The organism is Azospirillum sp. B510 (genome assembly GCF_000010725.1).
GTDB lineage: Bacteria > Pseudomonadota > Alphaproteobacteria > Azospirillales > Azospirillaceae > Azospirillum > Azospirillum lipoferum_B.
In genome coordinates, this window is record NC_013858.1 from 37,278 (window position 1) to 55,254 (window position 17,977).

A 17,977-nucleotide genomic window follows, 5' to 3' on the forward strand; every position below is an offset into this window, starting at 1 on the left:
CGGTCCAAAGACGGCGTCCAACAGAGGACTAACGAGACGATGAGCGAAGCCCATATCTTCCACCCCACGGTGCTGCGCGAGTACGACATCCGCGGCATCGTCGGCAAGACGCTGACCCCCGCCGACGCCCGCGCGGTCGGCCGTTCCTTCGGCACCGTGGTGGTGCGCAAGGGCGGCAAGACGGTCTGCGTCGGCTATGACGGCCGTCTGTCCTCGCCGGAGCTGGAGGAGGCGCTGGTCGAGGGGCTGGTCTCCACCGGCCTGCATGTCCTGCGCATCGGGCTCGGCCCCACGCCGATGCTGTATTTCGCCACCCGCGACCGCGAGGCGGCGGCCGGCATCATGATCACCGGCTCGCACAACCCGCCGGACTACAACGGCATCAAGATGATGCTGGGCAAGGGCCCGGTCTATGGCCAGCAGATCCTGGAACTCGGCACCATGGCGGCCAAGGCCGACTGGGAGCGGGGCGAAGGCTCGTCGGAGAAGATCGACGTCCAGGACGAGTATGTCGCCCGCCTGCTGAAGGATTATGACGGCACCCGCGACCTGAAGATCGCCTGGGACGCCGGCAACGGCGCGTCGGGCGAGATCCTGCGCCGCCTGACCGCCAAGCTGCCGGGCACGCATGTCCTGCTGTTCGACGAGATCGACGGCAATTTCCCCAACCACCATCCCGATCCGACGGTCGAGGCCAATCTGGTCGACCTGAAGAAGGCGGTGGCGGAGCATGGCTGCGACATCGGCATCGGCTTCGACGGCGACGGCGACCGCATCGGCGCCATCGACCACAAGGGCCGCGTGGTGTGGGGCGACCAGCTGGTGGCGCTCTATGCCGCCGACGTGCTGAAGAGCCATCCGGGCGCCACCATCATCGCCGACGTCAAGGCCAGCCAGGCCCTGTTCGACGAGATCGCCAAGCATGGCGGCAACCCGCTGATGTGGAAGACCGGCCACTCGTTGTTGAAGGCCAAGATGGCCGAGACCGGCTCGCCGCTGGCCGGCGAGATGTCGGGCCACATCTTCTTCGCCGACAAATGGTATGGCTTCGACGACGCGCTCTATTGCGGCGTGCGGCTGGTCGGGCTGGTCAGCAAGCTGGACACCACGCTGGCGGACCTGCGCGACGGCCTGCCGGACATGGTCAACACGCCGGAGACCCGCTTCCAGATCGACGAGGAGCGCAAGTTCGCCGTGGTCGAGGAGGTCAAGGGCCGGGTCAAGGCGTCGGGCGCCAAGGTCAACGACATCGACGGCGTCCGCGTGACGACCGACGACGGCTGGTGGCTGCTGCGCGCGTCCAACACCCAGGACGTTCTGGTGGCGCGCGCCGAGTCCTACAGCACGGACGGGCTGGAGCGGCTGAAGGGCGCGCTGATCGAGCAGCTGGTGGCCTCCGGGCTGAGCGCGCCGTCCTTCGAGGGCGGCGGGTCGCACTGAGGCAAAGTGACGGTGAGGGGGCTTTCCCCCTCACCGGAAACTCGCCAGATGGCGCCGGAACCGCGCCAGGCTCCAGGCGAAGAACAGCGCGCCGATCCCGGCGGTGGCGGCGAAGCGCGGCCACACCACGTCGAACCCCGCCCCGCGGAACAGGATCGCCTGGGCGAAGGCGACGAAATGGGTCGAGGGTGACAGCTGCATCGCCAGTTGCAGCCATTGCGGCTCGCTTTCCAGCGGGGTGAAGCCGCCCGACAGCATGTTCATCGGCAGCACGATCAGGATGAACAGCAGGCCCAATTGCGGCATCGAGCGCGCCACCGTGCCGAGGAAGATGCCGAGCGCCGTGGCGAAGAACAGATAGAGCGCCGTCCCCGCCAGGAACAGCGGGACCGAGCCGGCCAGCGGCACCGACAGCAACCCGCGCAGCACCGCGTAAAGCGCCACCAGCGTCAACACCAGGATTACCGCCCCGTTCGCCAGCACCTTGGCGGCCATGATCTCGGCCGGGCGGACCGGCATCACCAGCAGATGTTCGAGCGTGCCGTGCTCGCGCTCGCGGATCAGGGCGGCGCCGGCCAGCAGAACCGCCAGCATGGTGACGTTGCTGACCACCGACATGGTGCCGGTGAACCATTTCGTATCCAGCGCCTCGTTGTAGGCGACGCGGAGCTGGAGCGACACCGGGGCGGCGCTGCCGTCGGCCTCGCGGCGGACGAAGCGGCCGACCTCGTCGTCGACGATGCCCTGGATGGTGCCGGCGCCGATGCCGGCCTGCATCATCGCGGTGGCGTCGATCAGCAGTTGCATCGTCGGGCCGCGTCCCGCCAGCACGTCGGCCTGGAAATCGGGCGGGATGTCGAGGACGAAGGTGTAGCGGGCGGCATCCATCGCCGGGTCGATGTCGGCATGGCCGATCTGGACCGGCGCCTGGAACTCCGGCCCGTGGAAGCTGGAGGCCAGACGCTGCGACAGGGGCGAGCGGTCCTCGTCGACGACGGCGATGGCGGCGTTGCGCAGCTCGTGCGAGATGCCGGTGGCCTGGGAATAGACCGACAGGGTGAAGGAATAGACGACGAAACCCAGCATGAAGACGTCGCGCAGCAGGCTGATCCACTCCTTGCGCGCGAGCGTCAGGCTGTTGCGGAGGAAGCGCCGCATCGCTCAGCGCTCCTGTTTCGGCAGGAAGGCGACGCCCAGCGCCAGGAAAACCGGGATGAAGGCGGCGGTCGCCAGGATGAAGGGCAGAAGCTCCGGCAGGGCGAGACCCTTGGTGAAGGCGCCGACCGACAGTTTCAGGAAATGGGTGGTGGGGAACAGCGTGCCGAGCAGCCACGCCCCGCCTTCCAGGGTGGAGACCGGTTGCAGCATGCCGGAGAATTGGGTGGCCGGCAGCATGGTGAGGATGGCGGTGCCGAACACCGCCGCCGTCTGGGTCGCGGTGAAGACCGAGATCAGCAGGCCCAGCGCCGTGGTCGCCACCACATAGACCAGCCCGCCGAGCAGAAGCCCCAACAGGCTGCCCTTCACCGGCACGCCGAACAGGGTGACCGCCATCACCACCATCAGCAGCAGGTTGAAGCTGGCGAGCCCGATATAGGGCAACTGCTTGCCGAGCAGGAATTCCAGCCGCGTCACCGGGGTGACATAGAGGTTGGTGATGGATCCCAGCTCCTTCTCCCGCACCACGCCGAGTGCCGCGAGGATGGCGGGAATGAAGACCAGCAGCAGGCCGATGGTGCTGGGCACCATGGCGTCCAGGCTGCGGAAGGCCTGGTTGTAGCGATACCGCATCTCCAGGGTGGCGGGCGACGCGGGCAGGGTGACGCCGGACGCGGTGGCGGCATCCTGGATGAAGCGCTGGTGCAGGCCGGCGACATAGCCCTGGATGGTCTCAGCCCGGAAGGGCATGGCGCCGTCGATGCGCACCGCCACCTCGGGAGGTCTGCCACGGCGCAGCTCGCGGCCGAAGCCCTCGGGGATCTCGATGGTCAGCGACGCCTCGCCGCGTTGCAGGCGCAGCGCCAGATCGCGGGCGTCGATGGCCGGCGGGGTGGCGCGGAAGCTGCGCGAGCCGTCGAACTGCTCGATGTAGGCGCGGCTTTCCGGCGAGCGGTCATGGTCGAGCACGGCGAAGGCGAGGTTTTCGACATCCATGGTGATGCCGAAGCCGAACACCAGCATCAGCAGCACCGTGCCGAGCAGGGCGACGGTCAGGCGGACCGGATCGCGGCGGAGTTCGAGCGTCTCGCGCCAGGCATAGGCGAGCAGACGGCGGCGGGAGAGGGGAGAGGAGTGAGGTCCCCTCTCCCCCCCGGGGAGAGGGTTAGGGTGAGGGGGATGCGCTGCGGCACTTTCCCTAGAATCCTCGCTGTGCGTCCCCCTCACCCCGGCCCTCTCCCCGGGGGGGAGAGGGAGATTCTCCGCCTGCTCCATAAATCCGATGAAGGCGTCGTCCAGGCTGTCGGCCCGCTGTTGGCGGCGCAGCTCGTCGGGCGGGCCGGCGGCGATGACGCGGCCGGCGTTCATGAAGGCCACCCGGTCGCAGCGCGCCGCCTCGTTCATGAAATGGGTCGAGACGAAGATCGTCACCCCCTGTTCGCGCGACAGCGCGATCAGGTCGCGCCAGAACTGGTCGCGCGCCACCGGATCGACGCCGGAGGTCGGCTCGTCGAGGATCAGCAGCTCCGGCCCGTGCAGGATGGCGACGGCCAGCGACAGCCGCTGCCGCACGCCCAAGGGCAGCCGGTCGGCCACCGCGTCGATGTAGGGCGACAGGCCGAAACGCTCGACCAGCGCCGCCAGCCGGGAGTCGGCATCGGCGAGGTCGAACAGCCGGGCGTGCAGGTCGAGATTCTGCCGCACCGTCAGCTCGCCATAGAGCGAGAAGGCCTGCGCCATGTAGCCGACGCGGCGGCGGCTCTCCTGGTCCGTCGCATCGATGGGTTTGCCGAACAGCCGCGCCTCCCCCGCCGTGGCGGGCAACAGGCCGGTCAGCATCTTCATCGTGGTGGTCTTGCCGCAGCCGTTGGAGCCGAGGAAACCGAAGATCTCGCCACGGCCGATGCGGAAGCCGATGTCCGACACCGCGGTGAAATCGCCGAAGCGGCGGGTCAGGCCGATGGCCTCGATGGCGGGCCCGGCGCCCTCCGGCTCGGCCGGGCGGGGCGGCACGGTCAGGCGCTGGTGGCCGCGCCGGGCCTCCTCCGGCAGCAGGGCGACGAAGGCGTCTTCGAGGTCGGCGGCGCCGGTCTGCGCCTTCACCGCCGCCGGGGTGTCGTGGGCCAGCAGGCGGCCGGCATTCATCATGACGACCCGGTCGAAGCGCTCCGCCTCGTCCATGTAGGAGGTGGCGACCAGCACGGTCATGCCGGGGCGGCCGGTGCGGATGCGGGCGATCAGGTCCCAGAACTGCCGGCGCGACAGCGGATCGACGCCGGTCGTCGGCTCGTCGAGGATCAGCAGGTCGGGGTCGTGCAGCAGGGCGCAGCACAGGCCGAGCTTCTGCTTCATGCCGCCCGACAGCTTGCCGGCCGGGCGGTCGGGGAAGGGGGCCAGCCCGGTGGAGTCCAGCAGGTCGGCGATGCGGCGCCGGCGCTCGGCGGCGTCGAGGCCGAACAGGCGGCCGAAGAACTGGAGATTCTCGGCGACGCTCAATTCGGCATAGAGGTTGCGGCCGAGGCCCTGCGGCATGTAGGCGATGCGCGGTTGAAGCGCGGCGCGGCCCCGGCGGTCGGCGACGTCGGTGCCGAGCACGCGGATGCTGCCCTGCTGGACCGTCTTGGCGGTGGCGATCAGGCCGAGCAGGGTCGATTTTCCGACGCCGTCCGGGCCGATGATGGCGACGCTGGCGCCGGTGGGGATGTCGAGCGCCGCGTCCTCCAGCGCCACCGTCCCGCCATAGCGGTGCCGCAAGCCGGACAGCGAGACGGCGGGGGCGGGAGTCATGAGTTTTCACCCGCGGGGGTGTCCCCTCTCCCCCCCGGGGAGAGGGTTAGGGTGAGGGGGAGGCGTGGGGTGGATTGGTCGGCGGAGGGTAACCGATTCTCCGCGAAGTCACGCTGTGCCTCCCCCTCACCCCGCCCCTCTCCCCGGGGGGGAGAGGGGGATAGGGAAGGGGGAGGGGCGGCTTCGCGCGTCAACACCGAGTCCAGCCAGTCGGGCCAACCCGCCCCGGCGTCCAGCCTCACATAGGCCATGCCGGTCAGGCCGGTCTTCACCCGCTCGATGTAGCGGCTGACCAGCGCTTCCGGGACGCGGGCCTTGACGCGGAACATCATGCGGTCGCGCTCCGATTTGGTCTCCACCTGCTTGGGCGTGAACTGGGCGCGCGGCGCGACGAAGGTGACGGTGGCGGGAATCGCGGTGTCGGGAACCGCGTCGAGCAGGATGCGGGCCTCGGCGCCGAGCGCGAGCGTTCCGGCGGTGTCGGTCGGCAGGAAGAAGGTCATGTAGACGTTCGACAGGTCGAGCAGCGTCGCCGCCTTGCCGCCGGCCGCCAGCACCTCGCCGGGTTCGGACAGGCGGTAGAGCACGCGCGATTTGCGCGGCGCCTTCAGCACGCCGTCGGCGACCAGATCGGTCAGCCGGTCGACGTCGCCGGCCGCCGCGGCGATGGCCTCGTCGGCGCTGGCGAGGTGGCTCTTGGCGGCGTCCAGCGCGGCGTCGGCGGTGCGCCGGCTGTTGCGGGCCTGATCGACCCGCTGTTCGGCGACATGGCCCTTGCCGAACAGGATCAGCGCCCGTTCCAGTTCCTTGGCGGCGAAATCCGCCTCGCTGGCGCGCTGGGCGACCAGGGCGGTGGCCTCGTCGCGGCCACGGCGGGCCCGGCGCAGCTGGGCCTCGGCGGAGCGGAGCTGGGCTTCCAGGTCGCGGGTGTCGAGCGTGGCGATGACGGCGCCGGCCTCCACCAGATCGCCCTCCTCGACCGGGATGGTCAGGACGCGGGCGGCGTATTTGGTGGCGATGTCGATCTCGTTCGCCTCGATCCGGCCATTGCCGGAGGCGAAGCCGGCGGGCAGGCGGTTGCCCTGCGTCGCCCGCCAGCCATAGGCGGCCCCGGCGCCGAGCAGCGCCAGCAGGGCCACGGCGATGAGAACGCGCTTGACGGTCATGGCCGGGTTCCTTTCGCGTGCGTCGCCGGTGAGGGCGACGACCCGGCCCAGTCTACGCCCCGTCCCCCGGGGCGGCGACGCCGTCCCCGTCCCGTGGCCCGCGCGGCTGCCATGCCCGTCCGTACGCCCCCTGGTTGATCCGCATCATTGGCAGGGCGGAGGGGGTGTGCTCCCTCACGTGCTCTCGCGCGCGATGAAGGTCAGGCCGAGGTCGAGCCGGTGCCGCGGCGGTTCCTTGCCGTCCATCAGGTCGAGCAGCATGGCGGCGGCATGGCGGCCGATGGCGTAGCGCGGGGTGGCGACGGTGGTCAGGGTCGGCGTGGTCCAGGCCGATGCCGGCAAATCGTTGAAGCCGGCGATGGCGAGCTGGTCGGGGACGCGGATGCCCCGGCGCTGGCACTGGAACAGGGCGCCCTGCGCCAGATCGTCGTTGCAGAAGAACACCGCGTCGCAGTCGCTGTTCTCCGCCATCAGCCGGTCGATCATCGCCGCCCCCAGCTGGATGGAGGAGGGATCGGGCAGGCGCCAGACGCGGGTCTCGTCATAGAGCCCGGCCTCCTCCAGCGTGCGGCGGTAGCCGTCGAGGCGCGACAGGGTGCGGGGGTCGAGCTGCACGGCCACGAAGCCGATGCGGCGGTAGCCGCGCGCCAGCAGATGGCTGGTCATCAGCCGGCCGCCCTCCTCCTGCGAACAGCCGACGCTGAGGCTGCCGGGCTCGTCCAGCAGCTCCATCATGTGGACCATCGGGCTGGACAGCGCCGACAGGTAGTTGCGGGTCGCCTGGGTGTGGTCGGTGCCGGTCAGGAGGATGCCCTCGGGCTGGAACTGGAGATAGGTGCGGACCAGCCGCTCCTCCTCCTCCGGCGAATAATGGGTGACGCCGATCAGGGCGCGGTAGCCGCGCGGCAACAGCATGTCGTGGATGCCGGCCAGCGTCTCGACGAAGACCATGTTGGTCATCGACGGGATCAGCACCGCCACCGTCATCGACCGCGCCGAGGCGAGCGCGCTCGCCGCCTGGTTCGGCACATAGCCCATCGACTGGGCGGTGTCGAGGATGCGCTGGCGCAGCTCCGGCGCCACCAGCTCCGGCCGCTTGAAGGCGCGCGACACGGTGATGGCGCTGACGCCCACCCGCTCCGCCACATCCGCCATCGTCGCCCGCCCGGTGCGCGAGGAGCGCGGCTTGCGCGGCTTCACCGCCGCCTTGGCCGCCATGGATGCGGCCCGATCACCGCCACTGGTCGTCACGGAACGCCGTCCTTCCATCCTGTCCGTCCGGCGCGACGGATCATCGCGCCGGCCCACACTTAGAAACCTGTTCGTCCGCAACTCAAACAAAACTCTTTACGGCCGTCAAGGTTAGCGCTAACAGTAGCGCCATCGCATCCCGGCGTCATCCGTGCCGTTGCGGTCCCCCCAGGGCCGAATTGTCGCGTCGGGTTTATCATGATAGCGCTAACATAACCAGTTGGCGCGAGGGAACATACGGCTCATGAACGGTTCCTCCTCAGCGCCGGTCCCCGGCATGCCCCCCGGATCCCCGGCGTCTCCGTCCGCCCCATCGTCTGGCGATGCCGGACCGCCGATCGTCGTGGTGATGGGGGTGGCGGGCTGCGGCAAGTCCAGCGTCGGCCAGACCCTGGCGCTGGCGCTCGGCCTTGGCTTCGTCGAGGGCGACGTCCATCACCCGCCCGCCAACATCGCCAAGATGTCGTCCGGCATCCCGCTGACCGACGCCGACCGCGACGGCTGGCTGGGCACGCTGGCCGGCTTCATCGCCGAGGCCGACCGTGAGGGCCGGGGGCTGGTGGTCGCCTGTTCGGCGCTGAAGCGGCGCTACCGCGACCGGCTGCGCGGCGGGGCCAAGCGGGTGGTCTTCCTGCATCTGCATGGCGACAAGGCGCTGATCGCGTCGCGCATGGGGGCGCGGTCCTCGCATTTCATGCCGATGGCCCTGGTCGACAGCCAGTTCGCCGATCTGGAGATGCCCGGACCCGACGAGGCGGTGTTGTCCTACGAGGTGACGCTGGCGGTCGAATCCATCGTCGCCGATGCCCACGCCCGCCTGACCGGCGGCGACAAGAAATCCGGGGGGACCCCATGACGCGTATCGCCGATCTGCTGGAGCGGATCACCGAATGGATCATGGCGCTGATGCTGGCGGTCATGGTCGGCCTCGTCTTCGGCAACGTCGTCCTGCGCTATGTCTTCAACAGCGGCATCGTCGCGGCGGAGGAGATCGCGCGGCTGATGTTCGTCTGGCTGGTGTTCCTGGGCGCCACCGTGGCGCTGCGCCACCAGCGCCATCTCGGGCTGGAGATCCTGCAAAGCCGCCTGCCGTTCAAGGTCCGGCGCGCCTGCGCGGTCGTCGCCCATCTGCTGATGCTCTACGCCCTTTGGCTGTTCGTCGAGGGCAGCTGGATGCAGCTGCTGATCGGGATGGAGACCTTCTCCACCGTGCTGCGCTTCCCCATGGCCTTCTACGCGGCGGCGGGCTTCTTCCCGGCCATCGCCATGGCGCTGACCGTGCTGACCAACCTGTGGCGGATCGTCACCAGCCAGCTCGGCGCCCGCATCCCCGGCGACCCCGACACGATGCTGGACCATCCCGACGCGCATGGGCCCGCCGTGGCGCCGCCCGCCCCGGCCTCCGGCCCTGGCGCCGCCGTCGCCAAGCACTGAGCCCAGCCCAGACGACCCTTTGCGGACGGAGACGCCGCCATGACCCTCACCATCTTCCTGGGCTCGCTGTTCGGCTTCATGCTGCTCGGCATGCCCATCGCCTTCGCGCTGATGCTGACCGGCGTCGCGCTGATGGTCCATCTGGATTTCTTCGACGCCCAGCTGGTCGCCCAGAACATGCTGAGCGGCGCCGACAACTACCCGCTGATGGCGGTGCCCTTCTTCATCCTGGCCGGCGAGCTGATGAATGCCGGCGGCATCTCGCAGCGCATCATCAACCTGGCGGTCAGCCTGGTCGGCCACATCAAGGGCGGCCTGGGCTTCGTCACCATCGGCGCCTCGGTGATGCTGGCCAGCCTGTCCGGCTCGGCCATCGCCGACACCGCGGCGCTGGCCACCCTGCTGATCCCGATGATGCGCGACCATGGCTATCCGGTGCCGCGCTCGGCCGGTCTGATCGCGTCGGGCGGCATCATCGCCCCGATCATCCCGCCCAGCATGCCCTTCATCATCTTCGGCGTGACCACCAACACCTCGATCAGCTCGCTGTTCATGGCCGGCATCGTGCCGGGCCTGCTGATGGGGCTGGGGCTGATCGGCGCCTGGGTCTTCGTCGTCCGCGACATGACGGTGAAGCTGCAACCGAAGGCGAGCGGGCGCGAGCGGCTGAAGGCGCTGGGCGACGGCGTCTGGGCGCTGGCCCTGCCGGTCATCATCATCGGCGGCCTGCGCGGCGGCATCTTCACCCCGACCGAGGCCGCGGTGGTCGCCGCCGTCTATTCGCTGTTCGTGGCGCTGTTCATCTACCGGCAGGTGACGCTGCCGCAGCTGGTGCCGCTGCTGGTCCAGGCGGCGCGCACCACCAGCACCGTCATGTTCCTGTGCGCCGCCGCCCTGGTGTCGTCCTACATGGTGACGCTGGCCGACCTGCCGCAGCAGATGACGGAGCTGCTGGCCCCGCTGATGGGCCACCCGAAGATGCTGATGCTGGCCATCGCCGTCCTGCTGCTGGCCGTCGGCACGGTGATGGACCTGACCCCGACCATCCTGGTGCTGGGCCCGGTCCTGACCCCGCTGGCGATCAAGGCCGGCATCGACCCGACCTATTTCGGCGTGATGTTCGTGCTGATCGGCACGCTGGGCCTGATCCATCCGCCGGTCTGCACGGTGCTGAACGTGGTGTGCGGCGTCGCCCGCATCTCGCTGGAAAGCGCCACCAAGGGCATCTGGCCCTTCCTTCTGACCTACATCGTGCTGGTCGGGCTGCTGATCGCCGTGCCGGAGATCGTCACCGCCCCGCTGCGCATGGTCCATTGAAGCCCGCCCAAGACCAACCACAACCAAACACCAGACGGTAAAGGGAGATCGACCCCATGTTCCGCAAACTGCTGCTCGCCACCGGCATCGCCGCCGCCCTGCTCGCCCCGATGGCCGCCGCGACGACCGCCGCCGCGCAGGATGTGAAGACCCGCATCATCCGCTTCGGCTACGGCCTGTCGGAAAGCAGCAACCAGGGCCGCGCGGTGAAGTATTTCGCCGAGGAGCTGTCCAAGCGCAGCGGCGGCAAGTTCAAGATGAAGGGCTTCGGCGACGCCAGCCTGGGCAGCGACATCCAGATGCAGAACGCCCTGATCGGCGGCGCGCAGGAGATGATGGTGGGCTCCACCGCCACCCTGGTCGGCATCGTCAAGGATTTCGGCGTCTATGACCTGCCCTTCCTGTTCAACAACGAGACGGAGGCCGACGCCGTCCTCGACGGGCCCTTCGGCGAGACGCTGCTGAAGGCGTTGAGCGACAAGGGGCTGGTCGGTCTGGTCTATTGGGAGAACGGCTTCCGCAACCTGACCAACAGCAAGCGGCCGATCACCAGGATCGAGGACATGGGCGGCATCAAGCTGCGCGTGATGCAGAACCCGGTCTACATCGACATGTTCAACCGCTTCGGCGCCAACGCGGTGCCGCTGGCCTTCTCCGAACTGTTCACCGCGCTGGAGACCGGCACGGTCGACGGCCAGGAGAACCCGGTCACCACCATCCAGTCGTCGAAATTCTACGAGGTCCAGAAGTACCTGACCATTTCCCGCCACGTCTACAGCCCGTGGATCGTGCTGGCGAGCAAGCGCTGGTATGACGGGCTGTCGGCCGACGAGAAGAGGATCCTCAACGAGGCCGCCGCCGCCTCGCGCGCGTTCGAGCGCAAGGACAGCCGCGAGGCCGCTGCCCAGAGTGTGGCCTATCTGAAGGAAAAGGGCATGCAGATCAACGAACTGAGCCCGGCCGAGCTGGACCGCATGCGCGAGATGGTCAAGCCCGCCTTCGACAAGTACGCCGCCGATGGCGGTGCCGACGTGCTGAAGGATCTCCAGAGCGCCATCGCCGCCGCCCGCAAGTAAGCGGCGGGCCGGTAGGGGTCGGCGGGGGTGGGCCGTTGGGAGTGGGGCGTGGATCGGCGGCGGCCGGTCGCGCCCCCCCGCCTTGCCAGAGCGCGGCGCTCAGGCCGTGAGGTCGACGGCCCGCCCGCCGGAGGCCGACTTGGCCGCCGACCCGGCTCTGAGGCCCGCCTTGAGCTGTTCGGAAAGCTGGACCGCCTGCCGGTATTCCGGCGTGTCCTTGAGCTGGCGGGAGGGATCGCCCGTCCGCCGCAGGTTCTCCAGACCGCCCTTGATCAGCTTCGCCAACGGGCTTTCGCTGTCCACGTTCTCGGGCTCCTTGCCCTCCTGACGGGAACGGCCTTCATAGGAGAATTGCAGGCCCGCGCGCTTTTCCGCCCAGAACATGCTGGTCTTTTCCTCGTCGCTCACCCCGTCCATGAAACGGACGCCCTTCAGGAACATGTCCGAGGTAAGCTTGCCCGCCGCCGCTGTCGCCTGGTCAAGACCCATGGCGTCGTTCAACTGCTTGTCCATGACGTTCTGGGCGCCAACCCGTTCGCTTTCATTGAACTGTCCGCCCTCATTGCTGGCGATGGCGTGGAGGGAACGGCGGTCGAGACCGCCGAGGACGCTCTGCCAATCGTTGAAAGAGGTATAGATATCGCCGGTCTTGCCCAGCTTCTGATATCCGGCGTCCAGAGCCGCCCGGGCGTCCTTGGCGACGGTCGCGAAGTCCTTCTTGCCGCCATCTGTCGGCCGTGCGGCGCTGGCGGACGCTGCTCCATCGGCTTTTGTGGTGGATTGGGTCGGGGCGGCAGCCTGGGAAGCTTTTGCCTTCCCCTGGACCAGCGGCGGGAGGGAGGATGCGGAAGGCGTGGCGGCGATGTTCATCATGAAGGGAACTCCCGTCCCGGTGCGGCTGGTCGTTGCATGGCCTTTGTCATGGAGGCTTGTGACGACGGCGCTCACGCCGTGAGGTCGACGGCCCGCCCGCCGGAGGCCGATTTGGCGGCCAATCCTGCCTTGAGCTGTTCGGAAAGCTGGACCGCCTGCCGGTATTCCGGCGTGTCCTTGAGCTGGCGGGAGGGATCGCCCGTCCGCCGCAGGTTCTCCAGACCGCCCTTGATCAGCTTGGCCAACGGGCTTTCGCTGTCCACGTTCTCGGGCTCCTTGCCCTCCTGACGGGAACGGCCTTCATAGGAGAATTGCAGGCCCGCGCGCTTTTCCGCCCAGAACATGCTGGTCTTTTCCTCGTCGCTCACCCCGTCCATGAAACGGACGCCCTTCAGGAACATGTCCGAGGTAAGCTTGCCCGCCGCCGCCGTCGCCTGGTCAAGACCCATGGCGTCGTTCAACTGCTTGTCCATCAAGTTCTCGGCGCCGATCTGTTCGCTTTGGTTGAACTGTCCGCCCTCATTGCTGGCGATGGCATAAAGGGAGCGGCGGTCGAGACCACTGAGCAAGTTCTGCCATTCTTTGGCAGTCGTGCCATTCTGTCCGATGGGATTGCCGTTTTCCCCCGTCTTTCCGAATGATTGATAGGCGGCGTCGAGAGCGGCCCGCGCATCCTTGGCGACGGTCGCGAAGTCCTTCTTGCCGCCATCCGCCGACCGCGCGGTGCTGGTGGATGTCGCTCCTTCGGCTTTCGTCGTGGATTGGGCCGGCGCGGCAGCCTGGGAAGCCTTCGCCTTGCCCTGAGTGAGCGACATAAGTGGAGACGCTGATGGAGTGGCGGCGATGTTCATCATGATTAAGGGCTCCTATCCCGGCGATGTCCCGTCTCGTGCCTGTTCCATGGGCGTTCGGCTGAAATGCCGAGGCATTCAGCCCGCGGGAATAGGGCAATTGTCCGCAATCGCCCTATTCCCCGAGCCACCGACGCTAGTCGGTTAAGGCGCGATTGTGAGTGAGACACTCCAGTTGCCGTCAGAACTGACCGAGGTGATGGTGCCGGTGCATGTGACGCCCGTCGAACTCTTCGTCGTATTGACGGTTGGGTAATTCCAGGGACCGTTCAAGGAACTGCGGGTACGCGACAGCACCCAATTGCAGTATCGCGAGTTATCGGTCCGCGTGTAGCGGATGGAGCAACCATTGGAAGTCGAGTAAGGGCTTTGGATAGATGATAGTCGGCTGGCGCCGGAGCCTATTGCGCTCAACCCCGAGCTCCCTTGGCATCCGGACGGCGACGAAAACGTCGTGTCTGATGAGGTCGTGTTGTTCACCGTGACCGTCACGGCGCTCTGGGCCGCGGCGGCGCTGGTGAAGCCGGCCAAGGCGCCGGCGCAGAGAATGCCGAGAAGCTTCGCGTTCATGATCCTTATGACTCCCCTTGTCAGGCTGGCGATTCGAAATGGAGAATTCCGGCGGTTGACCGCATGGCTCCGCCGTTTCCCTCTGAATTCATGCCGGATCGGGAAAACGATCCGGCTGGCCATCTTCCCTTCCCCGTTGCCGGTAGACAGACGTATTCACCCCTGCCTCCAGCCCTTCATATCGAAACCTTTTCTATGAAAGGGTTCGATGACGAATCTTAATCATTAGGTTTCTAAGTTTTTATTTGTATTCGTCATGGATGACTATGGCGCAGATGCGGGGCGGAATCAAATCGATAGAGGTGCGATTGTTGTGAATTTCCCGTAAAAGGCTGCAATGGACTGAAATCTCTGCGCGATCGGTTCGCGACCGGCCGATTTTTTCCATCTGGCCGGGACGTTGGGCTTGCGAAAGCGAGAAAACCATCCGTTCATTATGGACGGGCGCGCGCATCGGCCGGAGCGGGAGGCTTCAGACGCTGAGATTCCTGATCATTTTTAGGGCCTTATGTCGCAGTCTGGCGAAGTCTTGTAATTTTATCTTCTTTTTCTGGACGGTGCGGCTACCTAGGCGCGATCGTGTCGCGTTGATTGGGCTATGAACAGGAGGGACGATGTTCAAGAAGCTGCCATTGGTCACCAAGCTGGTGCTGGCGATCGGCCTGGTTCTGGTGGTCGGGCTGGGGGCGGGAACGCTCGTGATCTCGTCCAAGAGCGGCGCCGACACCGATGCCCTGTCCTTCAAGGTCGGGGACGAGCTGGGCCGATATCAGGCCGCGACCGTCGAACGCCGGCTGAACGACGCGCTGGACATCAGCCGGCTGATGGGGACCACCCTGCTCAGCCTGAAGCGCAGCGGCGTCATCGACCGCGGCACGCTGAACGACTGGCTGAAAAGCCTGCTGGAGACCAACCCCGGCCTGATCGGCGTGTGGATCGGCATGGAGCCGAACGCGCTGGACGGCAAGGACGCCGCCTTCGCCAACAGCGCCGGCAGCGATGCCAGCGGCCGCTTCATCCCCTATTGGAACCGCGGCGGCGGCAAGGTCCAGCTGGAGGCTCTGGTCGGTTACGACGATCCCGGCCCCGACGGCCTCTATTACCAGCAGGCCAAGCGCACCGGCAGGGAGGTGATCGTCGAACCCTACAGCTATGTCGTCGCCGGCAAATCCATCCTGATGGTGTCGCTGGTGGTGCCGATCGTGGAGAAGGGCAGGTTCATCGGCGTCGCCGGCGTCGACATCGCCACCGACGACATCTGGAACGAACTGAAGACGGCCAGGCCCTTCACGACGGGATCGGTCTTCCTGATCTCCAACGCCGGGGTGTGGGCGGGCTACACCAACCCCGACCATCTCGGCAAGCCGATCCTTCAGACCAACCAGCGTCTGGAAGCGGCGATGCCGGCGATCCGGGAGGGCAAGCCCTATGCCCATTTCTCGATGTCGGCCAGCCTGAACACCGAGGTCAAGCAGCTGTTCCAGCCGGTCGTCGTCGGCAACACCGGCACGCCCTGGTCGGTGCTGATCAATCTGCCGATGAATCAGGTCGAGGTGCCGAAGCGGGAGCTGACGCATTTCATCGCCATCGGCGCCGTGCTGCTGACCGCGGCCCTGCTGCTGGCGCTGTGGCTGTCGACCCGCGTCATCGTCGGCCGGCCGCTCTACCGGATCATCGACACCATCCGGGCGTTGACCGCCGGGCGGCGTGACGTCGAGGTGACCGATCGCGACCGCGCCGACGAGATCGGGGCGATCAACCAGGCGCTCCAACTCTTCAAGGAGAATGCCGGCCGCGTCGCCGAAATGGAGGAGCAGCGCCGCCAGGACGAACGGCGCGCCGCCGAGCGGCGCCGGCGGGAGCTGGCGGAGCTGGCCGACCGCTTCGAGGGCTCCGTCGGCGAGGTGGTCGCCAGCGTGGCCCGTCAGGCCGAGCGGATCCGCGCCGATTCCGAAGGGCTGTCGGCCATCGCCACCCAGACCAACGCGCAGGCCGCGGCGGTCGCCGGCGCCGCCGACGTCGCCAGCGGCAATGTGCAGACGGTCGCCGCGGCGGCGGAGGAGCTGACCCATTCCATCGAGGAGATCAACCAGCGCATCGCCGTCTCGTCGCGCATGGCCAACGACGCGGTGGAGGAGGTCGGCAAGACCAACGGCACCGTCGCCGGTCTGGCCGAGGCGGCGCAGAAGATCGGCGAGGTGGTGACCCTGATCCAGTCGATCGCCGGCCAGACCAATCTGCTGGCGCTGAACGCCACCATCGAGGCGGCGCGGGCGGGCGAGGCCGGCAAGGGCTTCGCCGTCGTCGCATCGGAGGTGAAGGGGCTCGCCAACCAGACCGCCAGGGCGACGGAGGAGATCGCCGCCCAGATCGCCCGGATCCAGACGGTCAGCGGCAGCGCCGTCGGCGCCATCGAGGCCATTGGCCGTACCATCCTCGGCATCAGCGAGACGGTCACAGCCGTCGCGGCGGCGGCGGAGCAGCAGGGGGCGGCGACCCGCGAGATCAGCCGCAACGTCCAGCAGGCTGCCACCGGCACCCGCGAGGTGTCGGCCAACATCGAGGGCGTGACCCGCGCCGCCGGGGAGACCGGCAGCATGGCCGGTCAGGCCCGTTCCGCCGCCGACACGCTGTCACAGCAGTCGGCCCAACTGCGCGGCGAGGTCCAGCGCTTCCTGGCGACGATCCGGGAGGGGTAAGGCTAAGGGGGGCCGTCGGCCGATGGCCCCCCGACCTCAGCAGTCGAAGAACACCGTCTCCCGCTCGCCCTGCAACTGGATGTCGAAGCGGTAGACCACGCCGCCGGGCGTTTCGATGCGTCGGGCGATCAGGGTGTCGCGACGGTCGGCCGGGACGGTCGCCAGCACCGGATCGGCGTCGTTCGCCGCCGTCTCGTCGGAGAAATGCAGGCGGGTGAAGGCGTGGCTCAGCATGCCGCGGGCGAACACCGTCACCGCGATGTGCGGCGCCTGTCCATCGCCGAGGGCGCCGGGCTTCACCGTCTCGAAGAAATAGAGGCCCTCGTCGGTGGTGCCGCAGCGGCCGAAACCGGCGGCGCCCGGCGCATGCGTGCCGTCGGCGCCGGCCTGCCAGATTTCGACCACGCAATCGCGGATCGGCGCGCCCTCGCCGTCGGTGACGACGCCCTCGATGCGGATATGCTCGCCGGGGGTGGCGGAGGTCGCCAGCCGGTTGGTCGCCAGCGGCGGACGGCCATAGAGTTCCGGCGTCCAGGCATAGGCGAAATAGGGACCGACGGTCTGGGACGGGGTCTGTTTCAGCATCTGGCTCATGGCGGTCAGCCCTCCATCGGCGTGGCTTTGCGTCCGCGCAGGACGATGTCGAAGTCATAGCCGAGCGCCCACACCGGCTCGGTCACGTCGATGGAGAAGCGGGAGATCAGCAGCTCGCGCGAGCATTCCGGCACCCCGTTGTAGATGGGGTCGAGCGGCAGCAGCGGATCGCCCGGGAAATACATCTGGGTGACCAGCCGGGTCAGGAAGGACGGCCCGAACAGCGAGAAATGGATGTGGGCCGGGCGCCAGGCGTTGTGGTGGTTGCCCCAGGGATAGGCGCCGGGCTTGATGGTGGTGAAGCGGTAGCGGCCCTCGGCATCGGTGATGCAGCGGCCGGCGCCGAAGAAGTTGGGATCGAGCGGCGCGTCATGCTGGTCCCAGCGGTGGACGTAGCGGCCGCAGGCGTTGGCCTGCCAGATCTCCAGCAGCGTATGCGGCACCGGGCGGCCATTCTCGTCCAGCACGCGGCCGGTGACGATGATGCGCTCGCCGATCGGCTCGCCGTTGACCCGGCCGTTTTTGGTCAGGTCGCTGTCCAGCGGGGCGAGGCTGTCATGGCCGAACACCGGGCCGGTGCGCACCGACAGGCTTTGCTTCATCGGGATCAGCGGCTTGCGCGGCGAGCGCAGCGCCGTCGATTTGTAGTCCGGCGACAGGTAGGGCGGATGCTGTTTCCAGTCGCGGGGGTTGAAATCGCCCTCCGCCTCGCGAACGACCGTGTCCATCTCGGGACGCCTCCTTGGGGGATTATAGGGGAA

15 protein-coding genes are annotated in these 17,977 nt (G+C 67.9%); 7 read left to right on the plus strand and 8 right to left on the minus strand.

The window, feature by feature from the left end; all coding sequences use genetic code 11:
- The first annotated feature begins 39 nt into the window (after window positions 1–39).
- Entirely contained in the window at window positions 40–1,440 is a 1,401-nt protein-coding gene (pgmG, locus tag AZL_RS27500) for a phosphoglucomutase/phosphomannomutase PgmG (protein ID WP_012977668.1), read from the plus strand.
- Between the two features lie 30 nt (window positions 1,441–1,470).
- On the opposite strand, the gene AZL_RS27505 is transcribed toward pgmG, so the two are convergent.
- The 4 genes from AZL_RS27505 to AZL_RS27520 all read right to left on the minus strand — a co-directional run bounded on the left by AZL_RS27505 (window position 1,471) and on the right by AZL_RS27520 (window position 7,751).
- Window positions 1,471–2,598: an ABC transporter permease gene (locus tag AZL_RS27505; protein ID WP_012977669.1), complete on the minus strand. Its 1,128-nt coding sequence runs from the start codon at window positions 2,596–2,598 to the stop codon at window positions 1,471–1,473.
- Between the two features lie 3 nt (window positions 2,599–2,601).
- Window positions 2,602–5,385, minus strand: a complete 2,784-nt coding sequence (gene rbbA, locus AZL_RS27510) for a ribosome-associated ATPase/putative transporter RbbA (RefSeq protein ID WP_012977670.1) — start codon at window positions 5,383–5,385, stop codon at window positions 2,602–2,604.
- Complete coding sequence (locus tag AZL_RS27515; protein ID WP_012977671.1) at window positions 5,382–6,551, minus strand: HlyD family secretion protein; 1,170 nt, start codon at window positions 6,549–6,551, stop codon at window positions 5,382–5,384. Before AZL_RS27515 ends, rbbA begins: the two co-directional genes overlap by 4 nt.
- A 174-nt stretch (window positions 6,552–6,725) precedes the next feature.
- Window positions 6,726–7,751 (minus strand): LacI family DNA-binding transcriptional regulator, encoded by a 1,026-nt coding sequence (locus AZL_RS27520; protein WP_012977672.1) that lies wholly within the window; start codon window positions 7,749–7,751, stop codon window positions 6,726–6,728.
- A gap of 295 nt (window positions 7,752–8,046) precedes the next feature.
- On the opposite strand from AZL_RS27520, the gene AZL_RS27525 reads away from it, so the two are divergent.
- From AZL_RS27525 to AZL_RS27540, 4 genes are read left to right on the plus strand one after another with little or no spacing between them, the layout of a single operon-like run.
- Window positions 8,047–8,658 carry a gluconokinase gene (locus AZL_RS27525; protein ID WP_012977673.1) on the plus strand — a complete coding sequence of 204 codons (612 nt, stop codon included), beginning with the start codon at window positions 8,047–8,049 and terminating at the stop codon, window positions 8,656–8,658.
- Window positions 8,655–9,236, plus strand: a complete 582-nt coding sequence (locus AZL_RS27530) for a TRAP transporter small permease (protein ID WP_012977674.1) — start codon at window positions 8,655–8,657, stop codon at window positions 9,234–9,236. Before AZL_RS27525 ends, AZL_RS27530 begins: the two co-directional genes overlap by 4 nt.
- Window positions 9,237–9,275: 39 nt before the next feature.
- Window positions 9,276–10,553 carry a TRAP transporter large permease gene (locus AZL_RS27535; RefSeq protein ID WP_012977675.1) on the plus strand — a complete coding sequence of 426 codons (1,278 nt, stop codon included), beginning with the start codon at window positions 9,276–9,278 and terminating at the stop codon, window positions 10,551–10,553.
- A 56-nt stretch (window positions 10,554–10,609) separates the two neighbouring features.
- Complete coding sequence (locus AZL_RS27540; RefSeq protein WP_012977676.1) at window positions 10,610–11,629, plus strand: TRAP transporter substrate-binding protein; 1,020 nt, start codon at window positions 10,610–10,612, stop codon at window positions 11,627–11,629.
- 99 nt (window positions 11,630–11,728) lie between these two features.
- On the opposite strand, the gene AZL_RS27545 is transcribed toward AZL_RS27540, so the two are convergent.
- Both AZL_RS27545 and AZL_RS27550 read right to left on the minus strand, forming a co-directional pair.
- Window positions 11,729–12,502 (minus strand): hypothetical protein, encoded by a 774-nt coding sequence (locus AZL_RS27545; protein WP_148219691.1) that lies wholly within the window; start codon window positions 12,500–12,502, stop codon window positions 11,729–11,731.
- 71 nt (window positions 12,503–12,573) lie between these two features.
- Window positions 12,574–13,356, minus strand: a complete 783-nt coding sequence (locus AZL_RS27550; RefSeq protein ID WP_012977678.1) for a hypothetical protein — start codon at window positions 13,354–13,356, stop codon at window positions 12,574–12,576.
- A gap of 451 nt (window positions 13,357–13,807) precedes the next feature.
- Between AZL_RS27550 and AZL_RS36760 the strand changes: the two genes are divergently transcribed.
- Both AZL_RS36760 and AZL_RS27560 read left to right on the plus strand, forming a co-directional pair.
- On the plus strand, window positions 13,808–14,122 hold the full coding sequence (locus AZL_RS36760) for a hypothetical protein (RefSeq protein ID WP_042445986.1): 315 nt from the start codon (window positions 13,808–13,810) through the stop codon (window positions 14,120–14,122).
- Between the two features lie 415 nt (window positions 14,123–14,537).
- Window positions 14,538–16,622, plus strand: coding sequence for a methyl-accepting chemotaxis protein (locus AZL_RS27560; RefSeq protein ID WP_012977680.1), 2,085 nt, complete (start codon window positions 14,538–14,540; stop codon window positions 16,620–16,622).
- Between the two features lie 36 nt (window positions 16,623–16,658).
- Here AZL_RS27560 and pcaG read toward each other — a convergent pair whose 3' ends face one another.
- Together pcaG and pcaH are read right to left on the minus strand one after the other, a co-directional pair.
- Entirely contained in the window at window positions 16,659–17,216 is a 558-nt protein-coding gene (gene pcaG, locus AZL_RS27565; RefSeq protein WP_012977681.1) for a protocatechuate 3,4-dioxygenase subunit alpha, read from the minus strand.
- 5 nt (window positions 17,217–17,221) lie between these two features.
- Window positions 17,222–17,944 (minus strand): protocatechuate 3,4-dioxygenase subunit beta, encoded by a 723-nt coding sequence (gene pcaH, locus AZL_RS27570; protein ID WP_012977682.1) that lies wholly within the window; start codon window positions 17,942–17,944, stop codon window positions 17,222–17,224.
- Between the last annotated feature and the right edge of the window lie 33 nt (window positions 17,945–17,977).